Consider the following 15983-nt stretch of genomic DNA (forward strand, 5'->3'; position numbering starts at 1 on the left):
GTTTTTTCTGGAGTGGCCATGGATCTTCAAGCGAAATCCATTCGTTTACGGCTGATCGAAGTGGCAGATGCCGAGTTTGTCCTGGACCTGCGGCTGGACAAGCGCTACAGCGAGTATCTGTCGAGCGTCAATCCCAGTGTCGCGGCGCAACGGGCATGGATTGAAAGCTACAAGGATGATGAGCGTGCCGGGCGCCAGTTCTACTTCATTATTGAAAACAACAACGGCGTGCCCTGTGGCACCGTGCGTATCTATGACCTGCGCGAGGATTCATTCTGCTGGGGCAGCTGGATTCTCAACGCCGACAAGACCCGCTATGCGGCACTGGAAAGCGCCTTTCTGATTTATCAGATCGGCTTCCAGCAACTGGGTTATCACAAGGCCCACTTCGATGTACGCAAGGGCAATGAGCACGTCATCTCTTTCCACGAAAAAATGGGTGCCGTGCGTACCGCAGAAGATGAAGAAAATCTGTATTTCGAGATCAGCGAAGCGGCCGTGTTGCAGTTCAAAGAGCGATTGATGAAGAAGCTCTGAGTGTTAAGTGACAATAACAATAAAAAGGACGTGCCATTGAAGCGCATGGGGGCGGTATTGCTCGTCATGGTGTTGTTGCTCTCCAGCGGCTGCGAAGCGCGAGATAACAACTCTCCAGCTTCCTCTCCACCTTCCCCTGCAAAGACGCAGCAGGCAGACCTGGACCGACTCCGGCTTACTCTGTTCGCCCCGGATTCGCCATTGGCCAGCGGCTGGCGTGTCTCGGTGCTCGCCACTTACAACCCGATCAACTTCGGCGATCCCGGCACCTTCATTACCACTGAAAGTCGCAAGAACTGCAGGGCAGGCAGCAATGTGGTGTTCGTACCGGTACCGAGCATGGGCAAGTGCAAAAGCACGGTTGTGCGTTCGGAGTGGATGCAATTACCTGCCAGTCAGATCAGCCTTGCGGGTGAGCGCAGTATCGATGTGGACTTTGCGCCAATGCTCAAGTTTCGCGGCGCCGAGTATCGGATCGCTTCGCTGAACCTGACTCTGATCCCTTGCGACAAGTGCCAGCCGATTACTCAGGACGTCACCACCGACTGCTATACCGACGAACGCGAACCGGAAATGCTCACCCGGCAATTCCTGCTCACCTACCGCAAGGGCGCCAGTACCAATCCCAAGGCTGCGGAGTGTGGGTTGGACAAAGGGGACTGGCCAGCCTGGACAACCAGGCAAAGTGTAAAAGAGCGCATTCGCGGTCACTACGGTGAAAAAAACTCGATGATCAGCAGTGAGCTGCTCGACAGCTATGGGCTGATACCTACGCCGGACAAAGGCTGGGTCTACAACCCTACCGCGAACCTGAAAGATTTCTCCTACCTGTGCCTGCGACCTGCTGCCACGACCTATCGGGCCCGGCTGGAAAAGACGGCGCAATGGCCCTACGACCCGAATGTCGAGGTCAGCATCACCCTGGATGAACACGGCGGTATCTGCCTGTATGACCTGCGCGGCACCGACACCGGGAAATTCACCTCGGATGTGCGGATCGTCTACGTCTTCATCGACGGTCATCTGCGTCAGGTAGTGACCGATGAACCGAAAAATCTGCGGCGTACCTGGCGCTGGGTGGACGATCAGCCCATGGAGTATATCCAGCGTGAAAACCACACCTCGGTGGCCGGTTCGGACGATGTTCTCTATTGGCACAAAATCGCTGCGCAGTATTGGCCCAAGCAGATGGACTATAAACCGGACTTTAAGAGCTTCGCCCGGCAACAGGAGTTTGCCCAGGCGTTGATCCAGCGCTATCCGCCGCAGGCGGTCAAGAATCCGTAGGTGTGATTGTAGAGGCGACTCTCCGGTAGAAGCCCCGGTTTTACAGGAGGACCTCGATCTCTGAAAAAACTGCATTGCGGTGTAACTGAATCCCCGTCCGAAACGAATTAACCCTCGTCAGCCTGACGTGAATTCTTGAGCACTCCCTCCATGATTGATAAATCGCAACGCATGTTCAGCTTCGTTGCTGGCGAACAGGGCCCCTGGTCGATCCAGAGCAATATCGCCTTAGTGGGGGAGTCTTTGCCGGATGCCGAGCGTCTGGCAATTATCGGACATACGGATACAGTGCCGGACTTGGCGCCGTTGTGGTCGCTGCAAGGCGTCACCAGTAACGAGCGCTATGTGACCCGCGATGAAAAAACGGCTCTGGTTGCCCGTCAGGCTGAACCGGGACGGCCTTCGGCGGATTGCGGGGCATTCATTGCTCTGCGCAAGAGCCCGCAATGGTGGGCGCTGACCCAGGATGAGCGGCGCAGCATTGTCGAGGAGCAGTCGCACCACATCGCCCTGGGTATGAATTACCTGCCTGCGATTGCCCGCCGTCTGTTTCATTGTCGCGATCTGGCCAATGCCCAGCCCTTCGATTTTCTTACCTGGTTTAAATTCAATGCCGCTGATGCCGGGGCTTTTGACGAGTTGCTGGGGTTGTTGCGCGGCACGTTGGAGTGGCAGTTCGTCGAGCGCGAAGTGGATATGCGTCTGATTCGGGGGGCGTGTGCATGAACACATCCGTCAGAGGCAAGCTGATCGCCGGTTTTGGTGCCGTGCTGTTATTGACCGCGCTGCTGACCTGCATCGCGCTGTACAGCGTCAAGCAACTCACTACCCGTAGCGAGGCGTTGGTCGACAGCATCTCCCTGGACAGTCAGATCGCTGCCGTACGCCTGCAGGAAAACGAGTTTGACCGTACCGGCCAGAGCCAGGCGGTGGACGCATATAACCGGGAAATCGGCAAACTCGACACCCTCGTCGACAAGGTCCGTATCAGCGCTGGTGAGGAGGGTCGCGCCGCCGTCGAACGCATCCGCACCGTGCGTAAGACTTATGAACAAACCTTCAGCGATTTCGTTGTGGCGCGTAATCAGGCCAGGCGGGCGCAGAATGAAATGAATCCGGTGATCGAAGATATTGCCAGCAAGCTGACCAAGGTCCTGAACAGTCTGTTCGAGACACTGGGCAGCGACCCTGCCAGTGGCATTGCACCGCTGCAAACGGCGGTCGAACTACAAGCGCTGATGAGCGCCCTGCGTGACGAAGTACGCAACTACGTCGCCAGCCCCACCGATCAGGCCCATCAGCATGTCGCAGCCAGCGTCGATCACATTCGCCAGCGTGGCAACGATCTGTGGGAATTGCTGCCCGGCGATGACCTTCAACAGCAGCTGGTTGATGCCCTGCAGGCGGTACTGACTTATCAGGACCGGGTTGCCGAGTTCCGCGACAACCTGCTCAAGAGCCAAAAAGCCAAACAGTTGATGCTTGATCAGGCCAACGAACTGCAGACCTTGAGCGCGTCTATCTATCAGCAGCATGTCGAAGGCCGCAGCCACGATGTGCGCTTGGCTCAGGCCGAGTTGTCAGTGGCCGCCGTACTGGCCTTGCTGTTAGGGCTTGGCGCGTCCTGGCTGATTACCCGGCAGATTGTGCCGCCGCTCAATCGCGCCCTGACCCTGGCCCGGCAGATTGCCGCCGGTGATGTCACCGGCAAACTCGACAGCAGCGCCAAGGACGAAATCGGCCAGATGATGGGGGCCATGCAGGAAATGGCCGAGCATCTGCGCCAGATCATCAGCCGCATCGGTGGCGGTGCCCAGCGCCTGACTTCGGCCGCAGCGGCACTGTCGGTGGTGACCTCCCAGAACAATGCCGGGGCCACCTTGCAACGCGAACAGACCGCCCACGTCACCCATGCCGTAGCCGATATGGTCGCCAGTGCCCAGCATGTGGCGCAGAACGCCCGGGACACCACCCACGCCACTCACGTTACCGAGCAGCAGACGGTGGAAGGCAACCGCATCATTGCCCAGGCACTGGAGCATTTCGACCTGTTACTGGCAAACGTCGCCCAATGCGGACAGGCCATGACCCGCCTGCGTCACGACAGCGAACGTATCGACGGCGTGCTGGGGGTGATTCGCGCCGTGGCTGAACAGACCAACCTGCTGGCGCTCAACGCCGCCATCGAGGCGGCACGGGCAGGGGAAAGCGGTCGCGGCTTTGCCGTGGTGGCCGATGAAGTGCGGGGCCTGGCGCAACGCACCCAGCAGTCCACCCAGGAAATCGAGGGCCTGATCCTGTCCTTGCAGGAAGGCGCCAAGGACGCCACGGCGTTGATGCAACAGAGCGAAGCCATGAGCAATTCCAGCGTCGAGCTGGCCCGTGCGGCCGGGCAGGTGCTCAGCGAGATTCGCGATTCGGTGGCCTCGATTCACAGCATGAACATGAGCATCGCCACGGCAGCAGATCAACAGACCAGTGTGTCGCGGCAGATCAGCAGCAGCCTGGTACGGGTGCGTGATATTGCCGACGAGTCCGCCGACAACAGCCTGAAAACCACGGAGGCCAGTGTCGAGCTGTCGCGCCTGAGTGGTGAGCTGACGACGCTGGTGCAGCGGTTCAAGGTGGTCTGACAAGGGGAGGAGCGAACTTTGTGGCAGTGAATTGTTGGGGGGAGTTGTAGCAGCGAATTCTGTGGGAGCGAGTTCATTCGCGAATGCGGTATTTGAATCGCTGAAAATGCGTTGAATGTACCGGCCTCTTCGCGAATGAATTCGCACACAATTTGGCCCCACAGAATTCGCAATCACAGGAATGGGTTATTGCGCAGAGATGTCCTTCGAAGCCGTTAGCCTGTCCAGCCCCTCGCGCAAACGCGGCAAGGCGAAATCAATGAACCGGCGCATCTTCAACGGCATGAATCCCCGCGATGCATGCACCAGGCTGATCGGCATCGGTTCCGGTTCGAACTTGCGCAGAATGATCCGCAAGCTGCCGTTTTCTACCGCATCCGCCACCTGATAATGCAAAAGCCGGGTCACGCCGACGCCGCGCACGGCCGCTTGCATCACCGCTTCGGCGGTGGAGACCAGCAGACGCGGGCGGATTGGCACTTCGATGGTGTGCGTCGAATCCGGTAGTGGAAAATGCCAGTTCATTGCCGGCAGCGGGGTTTCCACCTTGACGCAGGGCAGCCCTTCCAGCGCCTGCGGGGTCTGGGGTTCGCCGTATTTAGCCAGCAATGCGGGGCTTGCGCACATCACTGAGCGCATCACGCCAATCCGTGTGGCCACCATGCTGCTGTCAGGCAGTCTGCCGATGCGCACGGCCATGTCCACGTGGTCGTCGACCAGATGAATATTATGATCGGCCAGTACCAGGCGCACGTTGATCTCGGGGAACTGCTCGAGAAAGTCCGTCACTACCGGCAGCACATGCAACCGCCCGAACAATACCGGGGCGGTCAGTACCAATTCACCCTTGGGCTCCTTGAACTCACCCGCCGCCTCGCGTTCGGCGTCTTCCACTTGCTCCAGAATGCGCCGCGCTGCGGCGACGTAGGCTACGCCTGCGTCAGTCAGGGTCAGTTTGCGGGTAGTCCTGATCAGCAGGCGTGTGCCGAGCAATGTTTCCAGGTCGGAGAGCTTGCGGCTGAGTGTGGGTAGCGGCACGTGCAAGGCACGGCTGACTGCCGACAGGCTGCCTTTCTCCGTGACCATGACCAACAGTGACATGGCCTCGAAGCGATCCATGGATTCTTCCATTTATTGGCAGTATGGTTCTCAATATTAGTGAATTATCTTTATATGTGAAAGACGGCATTATTTCGTTCAAGGAGCTGATGGCAGCTCAAACCTTGAAAGGAAATAACCCATGTCTATTAACAAACTGTTGGCAGCCTCAGTACTGGCGACCGCGCTGATCGGTTCGAACGCACAGGCTGCCGAGGCGCAACCCGTGGTCAGCCATCACACCGTGCAGGTGCAGGGGGTGAAGATTTTCTACCGCGAAGCCGGTGATCCCAAGGCGCCAACCGTTCTGCTGCTGCACGGCTTCCCGACGTCGTCGTTCATGTATCGCGAGCTGATTCCGAAACTGGCCGACCGTTACCACGTCATTGCCCCGGACATGCCTGGCTTCGGTTTCTCCGACAGCCCGGATCGTGCGCAATATGCCTATACCTTCGACAACCTGGCAGAAACCATGGACGGCTTTACCGAAGCGCTGTCGCTCAAGCGTTATGCGATTGAAGTCTTTGACTACGGCGCGCCGGTCGGTTGGCGCCTGGCAGTGGCGCACCCGGAGCGAATCACGGCGATCATCAGCCAGAACGGTAATGCTTACGAAGAAGGCTTGAGCGAAGGCTGGAACCCGATCCAGCGCTACTGGAAAGACCCGACTGCCGAGAATCGCAACGCCTTGCGTGAGTTGCTCAAGCCTGAGTCGATCAAGTGGCAATACACCCACGGTGTGACCAACCCCGACAGCGTCGCCCCTGAGTCCTATACGCTTGATGCTGCCTTTGTCGCTCGCCCTGGCAATGACGAAATCCAGCTGGATCTGTTCGGCGACTATGCCAACAACGTCAAGCGCTATCCGGAGTTCCAGGCCTATTTCCGCAAGTACCAGCCGCCGCTGTTGGCCGTATGGGGCAAGAACGATCCGTTCTTCCTGCCGGCCGGTGCCACGGCGTTCAAGCGTGACGATGCCAAGGCCGAAGTGCACTTCTACAACACCGGCCACTTTGCGCTGGAAACCGATGTCGAGGCCATTGGCAACGAGATCCATCGGTTCCTGGATCGTACGGTTGCCAAGACTCACTGAGATTGACACTGTTGTGAGAGCGAATTTATTCGCTCCCACAGAGACTTGCAGTGTTGGCTTTACTTGCCCGGTTTGACAAACCGCAACGTCAGCCGGTCCGACTCGCCAATCGCGACATATTTGGCCCGGTCCTGATCCCCCAGTTTCAGTGACGGCGGCAAGGTCCAGACGCCGCCGGGGTAGTCCTTGGTGTCCTTGGGGTTGGCGTTGATTTCGCTCTGGTCTTGCAGCTTGAAGCCAGCATCGGTGGCCAGTTTCACCACGTAATCGGTAGGCAGGTAGCCACTTTGCTTGATGCTCTCAAGATCGGCGCCGTCCTTGGCGCGGTGGTCGACTACGCCGAGCACGCCACCCGGTTTCAGCACCTTGAAGAACGCCGCGAACATTTGCGGCGCGTCATCGGCCATGACCCAGTTATGCACATTGCGGAAAGTCAGCACGCGGTCGGCCGAGCCCGGCTTGCCGAAGACGGGCGCCTTGGGGTCGAACTCGACAAAACCGGCCTTGGCGTAATGTTCGGGGTCGGTCTTGAACTTCTGCTTGAGGCCATCGGCGGATTTTTTGTAATAGTCACCCGAGGACGGCGCTTGCAGGGCGGCGATGTAATGGCCGTGATCCTTGAGCAGGGGAGCGAGAATTTCACTGTACCAACCGCCACCGGGGGTGATTTCGATCACGGTCTGGTTATGCTGCAAGCCGAAGAACTTCAGGGTTTGCTCTGGATGGCGATAACTGTCACGCACGCTGTTTTGCGGCGCGCGCCATGGCCCGGCCAGTACGCTGGCATATTGCTCGTCGGTGATTTGCGCGGTGGCCGGGGCGGCCTGGCTGAAGGTTGGTGCGAGGAGGGTGGCGAAGGTCAACGCCGCTAGCGTACGGTTCATGATCGTCCTGGCTAATGTGCATGTGCGGACGACGTTAGCACGGGGCTTAATGGTGCGGATCACACATTTTCTGCGGTTGTCCGAACCAAATGTTCTATAGCGTGATTGATATTTGTGGGAGCGTGGCTTGCCCGCGAAGAGGCCGGTACAGGCAATACTTTTTTGTGTCTGACGAATCGCTTTCGCGGGCAAGCCCGGCTCCCACACAATAGAGTTTGGCGAAATGACATTTCATCAGCAGGGCAAGGTATGACCCTTAGTTTCATAAAGATGCACGCCCATGGCGATGACTTCATGGTGGTAGACCGGCGCGGTCAAGCGGACCCGATCACCGCTGAAATAGCCCGGCGTCTGGGCAACCGCCATCGCGGCATCGGTTTCAATCAGTTGGCAGTGGTTCTGGATTGCGACGATGCCGCCGCGCAGCTGGTGTTCTGGAACCCTGACGGCACCCTGCTCAATGCCTGCGGCAGTGCGACCCGTGGTGTTGCCGATCTGTTGATGCGTGAGGCCGATACTTCGTCGGTGGTGCTCAGGACCAACCGCGGCCTGCTGACCTGTCACCGCGAAGCCGATCAGCGCATCTCGGTGGACATGGGCAAGCCGCTGCTCGACTGGCAGGACATTCCCCTGGCCGAAGCCGCCGACACCCGGCTATTACTCCTGCCCGCGAGCCCTACGGCGTGCAGCATGGGTAATCCCCACTGCACGTATTTTGTCGATGATCTGGCCAGCCTCGACATCGCGGTGATGGGCGCTGAAATCGAAGTCCATCCGCTGTTTCCCGCAAAAACCAATGTGCATTTCGTCCAGGTTATCGACCGTGGCCATATTCGTCTGCGCATCTGGGAGCGCGGCGGTGGTATTCCCATGGGCTCCGGTTCGTGCTGCTGCGGTGCGGTGGTCAACGGGATTCGCCGTGGCCTGCTGGATGACACCGTTGAGGTGCAGTGCGATGGGGGCGCGTTGAAAGTGAGCTGGGACGGTCGTGGCGGCGTGATTCTGACCGGGGCGGTCGAGTTGATTCAGTCCGGAGTGCTCGCCGAGCATTTTCTGCGGGCCTGAAAGCGGAACCAGTCGTGATTCCTGCCAATCGGTTCGCTCATTGCGGCGGGCCGGGGAACTCATAAAGGCCTGGCCGGACCAAGCACTGTCTGCCACCCGACTGTGTCGCAAGAGTTATTACCATGCAAACCAACAAGACAAGGACCGTCCTGCTGTCGACTCTGGTCGTCGGCCTGTTGCTGGCAGGGGGGCTGACGTACGCCTTCATGGCTGGCCGCTCGGCAGATGGCCTGATTGACGGCGAAAACTTCAGCCCCGATCAGCTCAATGAAGGCGGCCTGGACGATATCGCCACTCTGCCACTGCCCGAGGCGCAGAAGCGTCTGAACTTCCTGATCGCCGATACCCGCGACTCCCTTAATGCGCTCAGTCAGTTGAGCAGCCTGACCCTCAAGATCACTCCGGCAAAAGAGACGTCCGCCAATCAACTGGCAGTCGTACCGGCTTATGACGAGCCCATCAAGCCCTTCACCGGCAAGGATGTTGAAGCTGCCCTGGCTGCGCTTGCGCCCGGCGCCGTTGATTTTCGTCAGGTGATCGATGTGCCGGGTTCGGTGGCCAAATGGAATACCCAGGCGCTGGATCCCATCTGGAAACAGGCCGCGACCTCCAATAATGAATCGGTGGAGCGTTATCGCTTCAAGCGCGTTTACTTCCGTGATGGCTCCGAGCAGGACTATTCGGCCGTACAGGCCAGGGTGCAGGCCGATGATGAGGAAACCGGTTATTACAGCAGCGACGCCGAACTGAATACGGCCAAGCCCATCGATAAAATCAGCGTAGAAATCAGCTATAAGAGCTACGCCGGTTATCACACGGTCGTGCTGGATAAGGACCATCCGCAAGTGACGGTGGGCAGCGAGCGCTATCGCCTGACTTCGCTGCAAGATAACGCCGCCTCGCTGATGATCTCTACGTCCAGGGTAGACAGCTTTGCCGTGCAAGGGCTGGACGAAACAGGCAAGCGGCTGCGCAGCAGCAGTTCCAATTCCAGCACCCTGCCTTCCGACGAAGAAATGGCCAGCCTGCGTAAGTTGTACGACGCACTGCTCAAGGTAAAAGCCAACTTCAGCCAGTATCACGACAGCCAGAGCCTGCAGGATGAACTGCAGAAACTTGCGGTCAGCCTCCAGCCCGCTGCGAGCAGCCTGAAGAATATTCAGGCGGAATACCGCTATGACGTCACGCCCACTAAAGTCGAGATAGTCGTCTATGACCCGGTGCAAGTCAGCCAGACCGAACTGACGCTGCCCAATCGACTGCCTGCCCAGGATCTTTATATCGCCCACGATCAGAAGACCGGCCTGGTCGGCTTCGTCGATGCCAGTGGCGCCTGGAAAATAAAACCCACTTTTATCGGCATCGATTACTTGGATATCGCCGGGGTTTATCGAGTGGTGACCGGGAAAAGATCGATCAGCGACGAAGTCTCCGAGGTGCTGGTCAAGTACTACTACCTGCAACCTGGCACCCTCAACTTCAAGGCGTTGCCTTTTGAAGGGATCGAAGAGCAGATCAACGATGACCTGATGCTGGTGCAGCGCAACACCAATGGCCCTTACGGCATCTACAGCATGAAGCAGCAGGCCTTCACCGTGCCGATGAAGTTCGTCAACGCGCAAGTACAAGGCAATGTCATGGTGGCGCGGCTGGGTGATAAAACCTATGAGTCCAAACCGACTTACGGCGCCTTTACCCTCGACGGCAAGGAAATACTGCCGCCGCGTTTTGGCGGCGTGCGTCTGCACGAAGGCTTTTTGTACGCGACTTCAGCGGACGACAAACATCGGGATCTTTACGACCTGACCGGTAAGAAAATCAATCCGACAGGTTTTGATGTGATCGGTGATTTCACGGCCGAGCAACCGCTGTTGATGCACAACAGTAAGAATCGGACCTTTGCCTTTATCGACAAGCAGGGCAAGACCCTGTCCTTCAAACTGCCCTACGACGACGTGCAACCGTTCTCCAACGGCATGGCCGTGGTGCGCAAGGGCGAGCGCTCTGGCGCTATCGACATGCAGGGTGCGCTGACCGTCCCGCTGAATTACCTGTCGATCAACCCGTTCCAGACTCGGCTGGCCGCTGCCGTGCCTGAAGAAGGCTTTGACGGCCTGGTCTTGATCGACAAGCAGAACCGGATGGTCAAAAAGCTCGGCGGGTACAACACCTACAGCGTGTCGGCCAACACTAACGAGGCGCAGTACAGCATCTATGACCCGGAGAAAGAGGGCCGAATACTGGTGTATGACGCCGATGGCCAGCAGATCAACAGCTACGAAATCGAAACCGATTCGAGCAGCGACGGGGATAGCGACGAGGCCGGTCAGGCTACCGATGCGGTTCGGGCGCAATAAGGCGGCCGAATACAGCGAGAGCGATGCGGTTTCTGCAGGAGCAACCTCGTCGTCAAGGCGCCACGCAGTCGCGCAGCAAACACAAGACCCGTAGGAGCCGGCTTGCTGGCGATTGCTGACGCTATGCGAGCGCTTCGCACTCGATCGCCAGCAAGCCGGTTCCTGCAAATCTCGTTTCAATTCAGATATTTGTGTTGTGTTTGATGAACGCGCCTTTAGCCGAGAGAACACCCTCCCGACAGAAAACGGTGCTGCATATGCAACTTTTTAATCTAAGCGCAAGTACAGTTTCACTTGCGTTTCATGTTCTGTTGCCGTTCGGGTTGGCTTCGGCTAATTGGAACTAGTGACTCATATTTCTTTGGATCCAAAAGCTAAAGTCCTTCGCTCGATAGCCGATAGCCATTATCTAATAAACACAACTAACGCCCCTTAGGGATTTGACTTAGGGCTTTTATTGGAGACGGACGTGAAGTTATCCCATCGCTTGATCATCCTGGTATTGACGGCAATTTTAGGCCTCGCGATCATCGGCGGCCTGGCCCTGAACACCCTGCACTCCACCATGCAGGACGACAAACGTAACGAAATCCACACTGTGCTCAGCCTTGCCGCGCAGCAGGTCGGCTACTTCCAGGCACTGGAAAAAAGCGGCAAGCTCAGCCGCGCTGAAGCCCAGGCTAAAGCCATCGAAGCCCTTACCAACATGCGCAACGGCTCCAACGCCTACGTATGGGCACGGGGTATCGACGGCATGGGCCTGGTCCATGCCATCGCTGACAAAGTCGGCAAGATCGATATGGGTAAAGCGGCCAACGGCAAAACCAGCATCCAGAATTACATCGATAATCTGGCCACGACCAAGTTCTATTACTACGACGACTTCACCAAAAACCCCGATACTGGAGAAATGGCGCCGAAGATAAATGGTGTCACACAGATACAAGACTGGAACTGGTTTGTCGGCTTTGGCGTATTTGTTTCTGATATCGAAAAGGCTTACTGGCGACTGGCATTTAACTTCATCATTATCGGTCTGGTGGTAATTCTTGCTGTCGTGATCGTTGCCTGGCGTATTTCCAAAAGTATCTATAGCAGCCTGGGTGGCGAACCCTCTTATGCCGCCAGCGTGGTCGGCAGCATCACCAATGGCGACCTGAGCCAGACGATTGTCCATAGCGCCGGTAAACTCAGCCTGCTCACCAGTGTGGCGCAGATGCAGAAAAACCTGCGGGAGATGATCCACTCCATCCAGCAGGGGGCCTTGGAGCTGGGCCAGGCGGCTGTGGGTTTGTCCGGACAGATGCATCAGTTGGACTCGGCCTCCCAGCAGACCTCCGACGCCACCACAGCTACGGCGGCCGCCATCGAAGAAATGTCCGTGACGATCGAGCACATTTCCTACAGCGCCGGGGAAACCGAAAAGAACTCCGCCAGTTCCACCCAACTGGCCGCCGACGGCGAACAATTGGTCAACGATGCCGCTCAAGCCATCCAGGCGGTTTCGATCAAGGTCGAAGAGGCTTCGGACATGATCGAGGGCCTGGTCAAGCGCACCCATGAGATCGACAGCATCGCCGGGGTCATCCAGAACATCGCCAGCCAGACCAACCTGCTGGCCCTCAACGCCGCCATTGAAGCTGCCCGCGCCGGTGAACAAGGCCGTGGCTTTGCCGTGGTCGCCGACGAAGTCCGCAACCTGGCGCAACGCACGTCGCTGGCCACGGAGGAAATCACCAGCATGATCACTTCCATCCAGAACGACACCGGCTCCGTGGTGATCAGCATGAACGCCGTCACCCCTCAGGTATTGCAAGGGGTGCAGATGGCCGAAAAAGCCGCCATCGCCCTGCGTGAAATCAACCGCGAAGCCTCCGCTACCCTTGTTCAGGTCCGGGAAGTCGCCACCTCCACCACCGAACAAAGCCTGGCCAGCGCCAGCGTCGCGGAAAATATCGAGCGTATTTCCAATATGGTCGAAGCCACGGCCGAATCGGTGGGGCAGGCCAATAGCAATGTGCAGTCGCTGGAGCGTCTGGCGCAGGAGCTGAAAACTTCGGTTTCCCGGTTTGTGTTGTAGGTAATTGTCTTGGCGTGACATTTCGTGGGAGCCGGCTTGCTGGCTCCCACATGAGGGTGTGCTGCACGACAAATACCCACTGACCGGATACCGCCCGTAGGAGCGAGGCTTGCCCGCGAGGAGGTTCGTACATTCAACAACATTTTTGAATCGCAGATATCGGAAGATCCCCGAACGTACGCTATAGCATGTGGATCACGCAGCAGCGGCACAAAAGAATGACAAGTCCCATAACCGATCAGGACCGACGTCATTTATGAACCGTAAAACGTATCGCACCCCCTCATCACGGCCAGGCTGCCGCAAATGCCGTCTCCAACAGCGCCTTACCGCGTGCCACTTCTTGGCACCCTTTGCCTCAACCTGCGCAACACGGATCTTTCTTAGCTGCTAGCCATCTCGGGCAGGCTTGCTGGATCACCGCATTATTGGCTTGAGCCCGGTCTGGGGCGGGCACGAAAATCGCCGAGCACAAACCAGAGCCGCCGCATCCTGTCCGCAAATTTACAAGTAACCAAATTTTTCGACCGCACGTTCGTCCTCTCTTTATAACGCCCGATACTTTTTCATGGGCGACTCAATCCCGAGGACCCGTTCATGAACACCAGCATGATCGCGCATGCATCCTGGCTGCAGCTTGAAGAAGGCCTGCCCATGCGCTTATCGCCCACACAACCCGGTGTTTCGCTGGCCAGTTGCGCCCACCTGCTGCGGGAGGTGACCCAGACGTTCCTGGAGCGCAATGGCGGGATTCTCTTCAGCGGCTTCGACCCGGGCGGCATCGAGGGCTTCCAGCAGTTCGCCGGATCTTTCGGTCATCCGTTGCTCAGTTACGAGTTCGGCTCCACGCCGCGCAGCCAGGTGGCCGGTGGGGTGTACACCTCCACCGAGTACCCGGCGCACCGTTCGATCCCGCTGCACAACGAACAGGCTTACACCACCGAGTGGCCGATGCGTATCTGGTTCTATTGCGCTCAGGCTGCCGAGACCGGTGGCCAGACGCCCATCGCCGACAGCCGCGAGGTCTACCGGCGCATCGACCCGGCCTTGCGCGAACGCTTTGCCCGTAAGCGTCTGATGTACGTGCGCAATTACGGCAATGGCCTGGACGTGGCCTGGCAGCAGGTGTTCAACACCGAGGACCCGGCGCAGGTGCAGGCCTACTGCCGCCAGCGCGGCATCGAGTGCGAATGGAAGAGCGACGGTGAATTGCGCACCCGCCAACAATGCCAGGGCGTGGCCCAGCACCCGCGCACCAGCGACTGGGTGTGGTTCAACCAGGCGCATCTGTTTCACTTAAGCGCCCTCGACCCGGACATGCAGGAAGTGCTGCTCGATACCGTCGGCGAGGAAGATTTGCCGCGCAACGTCTATTACGGCGACGGCAGCCCGCTGGAAAGTTCGGCGCTGGACGAGGTGCGCGGTGTACTGAACGATTGCGAGATTGTCTTCCCGTGGGCCAATGGCGATGTGCTGATGCTCGACAACATGCTCACCGCGCATTCCCGGGCACCCTACACCGGGCCCCGCAAAGTGGTGGTGGCGATGACGGAAGGCTACGGCGACAACCGTCCACGCTCCGTCCCCGACGTATGACTTGCGGGATGAGAGCCTGTCCGCGATTTTCCCGTTTCAACCCATGCCTGCGCCGGATGGCCGCTTGCTCAGTGCTCGCGCTCAGTCGACAGCCTGACGCTGGTGCTGGGCGACACGCCACTTATTGAAAGTGCGCCATAAGGCGGACTTTTGGCTGCCGTGCTGCCTGGCCTTCCTCCCTGAATAACTGATCGATGTCGTGTTGCAGGCCAGTACGAGCGAGGCCGGCCTGCGCCTGTGGCAGGCAGTCTGGCAGTTGAAATGGATGACTAATTATCCGCTGTTGCGATCCGTTATATCTGAAAAATGCGTACATCTTTTCCTACAGGAGAAACACCCATGGCATTCGATCGCGAAGACGCTCAATACAAGGTGCTGGTCAACGAAGAGGAGCAGTACTCGTTGTGGCCTCACTGGAAAGATGTGCCTGCCGGCTGGCGTGATACCGGCCAAGCCGGGCTCAAGCAAGAGTGCCTGGACTATGTCGAGCGAGTGTGGCTGGACATGCGTCCGTTGAGCCTGCGCCAGGCGATGCAAACCCAGGCTGGCGAGTGATCACGATGCGTCTGTATTGCCTGCCGTATTCGGGCGCCAGCGCCATGGTTTACGCCAAGTGGCAATGCCTTTTGCCCTCCTGGCTGCAAGTGTGTCCGCTGGAGTTGCCGGGTCGCGGTCAGCGTTATGCCGACCCGCTCTACACCGACATTGGTCTGTTGAGTCGGCGTCTGGCGGGAGAGCTGGCGGCCCAGGTCGAAGACGGCGCGCAGTATGTACTGTACGGCCACAGCCTGGGGGCCCTGCTGAGCTGGCACGTGGTTCAGGCGCTGGTGGAGCGCAAGTGTCGCTTGCCGGCGGCACTGATCGTGTCCGGTACCGCAGCGCCCTCGCAGCGCGACGACCGAGAACTGGCCATGCCGCTGAGTGACGAGCGCCTGGTGGCGCGCTTGCAAGAGCTGGGCGGTACTCCGGCCGCCGTATTCGACAACCCGCAATTGCTGGAGCTGGTGCTGCCTGTGCTGCGTGCCGACTTCCAGCTGTGCGGCAGTCACACTTATAGCGTCCATGCACCCCTTGAAGTGCCACTGCTGGTAATGGCCGGCCATGATGACATCGCCAGCGCCGAACAGCTGCAGGCCTGGCGCCACGAGACCTGCGGGCCCTTTGCCGTGCAGATGTTCGATGGCGGTCATTTTTTTATTGGTAGTGCGCAGGATGCCGTGCTCACGGCCCTGCAGCAGTTTCTCGAGCCCCTGCGCGCAGTCCCGCCGGGCAGCCCGAGCGCCCGTGTCGAGCAGCATTCCGTTACGCCGGTCAACCCGGCCTGAACCTCAGTCGGCCTGCTGGCTGAGCCGG

The 15983-nt window shown here is 58.5% G+C and carries 13 protein-coding genes and 1 pseudogene; 12 read left to right on the forward strand and 2 right to left on the reverse strand.

Features of this window, described 5'->3' with window-relative positions:
- The first annotated feature begins 18 nt into the window (after nucleotides 1-18).
- The 5 genes and pseudogenes from ACCD02_RS10335 to ACCD02_RS10355 all read left to right on the forward strand — a co-directional run bounded on the left by ACCD02_RS10335 (nucleotide 19) and on the right by ACCD02_RS10355 (nucleotide 4457).
- The gene (locus ACCD02_RS10335; RefSeq protein WP_413301014.1) at nucleotides 19-537 is read left to right on the forward strand and encodes a GNAT family N-acetyltransferase; all 519 of its coding nucleotides are present in this window, start codon (nucleotides 19-21) and stop codon (nucleotides 535-537) included.
- Nucleotides 538-1824: a hypothetical protein gene (locus ACCD02_RS10340; RefSeq protein ID WP_413301016.1), complete on the forward strand. Its 1287-nt coding sequence runs from the start codon at nucleotides 538-540 to the stop codon at nucleotides 1822-1824.
- A 150-nt stretch (nucleotides 1825-1974) separates the two neighbouring features.
- Nucleotides 1975-2550 (forward strand): chlorite dismutase family protein, encoded by a 576-nt coding sequence (locus ACCD02_RS10345; protein ID WP_413301018.1) that lies wholly within the window; start codon nucleotides 1975-1977, stop codon nucleotides 2548-2550.
- Nucleotides 2547-3599 (forward strand): annotated as a pseudogene (locus tag ACCD02_RS10350) (methyl-accepting chemotaxis protein); the annotation flags it as partial. The gene ACCD02_RS10345 and the pseudogene ACCD02_RS10350, both read left to right, overlap by 4 nt.
- On the forward strand, nucleotides 3591-4457 hold the full coding sequence (locus ACCD02_RS10355; RefSeq protein ID WP_413301357.1) for a methyl-accepting chemotaxis protein: 867 nt from the start codon (nucleotides 3591-3593) through the stop codon (nucleotides 4455-4457). The pseudogene ACCD02_RS10350 and the gene ACCD02_RS10355, both read left to right, overlap by 9 nt.
- Nucleotides 4458-4643: 186 nt before the next feature.
- Here the strand turns inward: ACCD02_RS10355 and ACCD02_RS10360 are convergent, their stop codons facing one another.
- Nucleotides 4644-5576, reverse strand: coding sequence for a LysR family transcriptional regulator (locus ACCD02_RS10360; RefSeq protein ID WP_413301020.1), 933 nt, complete (start codon nucleotides 5574-5576; stop codon nucleotides 4644-4646).
- A 121-nt stretch (nucleotides 5577-5697) separates the two neighbouring features.
- Here ACCD02_RS10360 and ACCD02_RS10365 point away from each other — a divergent pair, with 121 nt between their 5' ends.
- Nucleotides 5698-6648, forward strand: coding sequence for an alpha/beta fold hydrolase (locus tag ACCD02_RS10365; RefSeq protein WP_413301022.1), 951 nt, complete (start codon nucleotides 5698-5700; stop codon nucleotides 6646-6648).
- A 59-nt stretch (nucleotides 6649-6707) separates the two neighbouring features.
- Here ACCD02_RS10365 and ACCD02_RS10370 read toward each other — a convergent pair whose 3' ends face one another.
- A complete protein-coding gene (locus ACCD02_RS10370; RefSeq protein ID WP_413301024.1) occupies nucleotides 6708-7532 on the reverse strand; it encodes a class I SAM-dependent methyltransferase in 825 nt (274 codons plus the stop codon).
- A gap of 249 nt (nucleotides 7533-7781) precedes the next feature.
- Between ACCD02_RS10370 and dapF the strand changes: the two genes are divergently transcribed.
- The 6 genes from dapF (at nucleotide 7782) to ACCD02_RS10400 (ending at nucleotide 15955) form a co-directional block, all read left to right on the forward strand.
- Nucleotides 7782-8597, forward strand: coding sequence for a diaminopimelate epimerase (dapF, locus tag ACCD02_RS10375; RefSeq protein ID WP_413301026.1), 816 nt, complete (start codon nucleotides 7782-7784; stop codon nucleotides 8595-8597).
- Between the two features lie 122 nt (nucleotides 8598-8719).
- Entirely contained in the window at nucleotides 8720-10954 is a 2235-nt protein-coding gene (locus tag ACCD02_RS10380) for a WG repeat-containing protein (protein ID WP_413301028.1), read from the forward strand.
- A 469-nt stretch (nucleotides 10955-11423) separates the two neighbouring features.
- Nucleotides 11424-13034 carry a methyl-accepting chemotaxis protein gene (locus ACCD02_RS10385; protein ID WP_413301030.1) on the forward strand — a complete coding sequence of 537 codons (1611 nt, stop codon included), beginning with the start codon at nucleotides 11424-11426 and terminating at the stop codon, nucleotides 13032-13034.
- A gap of 597 nt (nucleotides 13035-13631) precedes the next feature.
- On the forward strand, nucleotides 13632-14630 hold the full coding sequence (locus ACCD02_RS10390; RefSeq protein WP_413301032.1) for a TauD/TfdA family dioxygenase: 999 nt from the start codon (nucleotides 13632-13634) through the stop codon (nucleotides 14628-14630).
- A 339-nt stretch (nucleotides 14631-14969) separates the two neighbouring features.
- Nucleotides 14970-15185 carry an MbtH family protein gene (locus ACCD02_RS10395; protein WP_413301034.1) on the forward strand — a complete coding sequence of 72 codons (216 nt, stop codon included), beginning with the start codon at nucleotides 14970-14972 and terminating at the stop codon, nucleotides 15183-15185.
- 5 nt (nucleotides 15186-15190) lie between these two features.
- Nucleotides 15191-15955, forward strand: coding sequence for a thioesterase II family protein (locus ACCD02_RS10400; RefSeq protein ID WP_413301359.1), 765 nt, complete (start codon nucleotides 15191-15193; stop codon nucleotides 15953-15955).
- Nucleotides 15956-15983 lie beyond the last annotated feature (28 nt).

Origin of the sequence: Pseudomonas sp. Pseusp88 (assembly GCF_047303955.1) — a bacterium.
Classification (GTDB): Bacteria; Pseudomonadota; Gammaproteobacteria; order Pseudomonadales; family Pseudomonadaceae; genus Aquipseudomonas.

Excerpts from the sequence above, each read along its gene's own strand:
- ACCD02_RS10335 (WP_413301014.1), top strand. The coding sequence starts at position 19 with ATGGATCTTCAAGCGAAATCCATTCGTTTACGGCTGATCGAAGTGGCA.
- ACCD02_RS10345 (WP_413301018.1), top strand. The coding sequence starts at position 1,975 with ATGATTGATAAATCGCAACGCATGTTCAGCTTCGTTGCTGGCGAACAG.
- ACCD02_RS10355 (WP_413301357.1), top strand. The coding sequence starts at position 3,591 with ATGGCCGAGCATCTGCGCCAGATCATCAGCCGCATCGGTGGCGGTGCC.
- ACCD02_RS10360 (WP_413301020.1), bottom strand. The coding sequence starts at position 5,576 with ATGGATCGCTTCGAGGCCATGTCACTGTTGGTCATGGTCACGGAGAAA.
- ACCD02_RS10365 (WP_413301022.1), top strand. The coding sequence starts at position 5,698 with ATGTCTATTAACAAACTGTTGGCAGCCTCAGTACTGGCGACCGCGCTG.
- ACCD02_RS10370 (WP_413301024.1), bottom strand. The coding sequence starts at position 7,532 with ATGAACCGTACGCTAGCGGCGTTGACCTTCGCCACCCTCCTCGCACCA.
- dapF (WP_413301026.1), top strand. The coding sequence starts at position 7,782 with ATGACCCTTAGTTTCATAAAGATGCACGCCCATGGCGATGACTTCATG.
- ACCD02_RS10380 (WP_413301028.1), top strand. The coding sequence starts at position 8,720 with ATGCAAACCAACAAGACAAGGACCGTCCTGCTGTCGACTCTGGTCGTC.
- ACCD02_RS10390 (WP_413301032.1), top strand. The coding sequence starts at position 13,632 with ATGAACACCAGCATGATCGCGCATGCATCCTGGCTGCAGCTTGAAGAA.
- ACCD02_RS10395 (WP_413301034.1), top strand. The coding sequence starts at position 14,970 with ATGGCATTCGATCGCGAAGACGCTCAATACAAGGTGCTGGTCAACGAA.
- ACCD02_RS10400 (WP_413301359.1), top strand. The coding sequence starts at position 15,191 with ATGCGTCTGTATTGCCTGCCGTATTCGGGCGCCAGCGCCATGGTTTAC.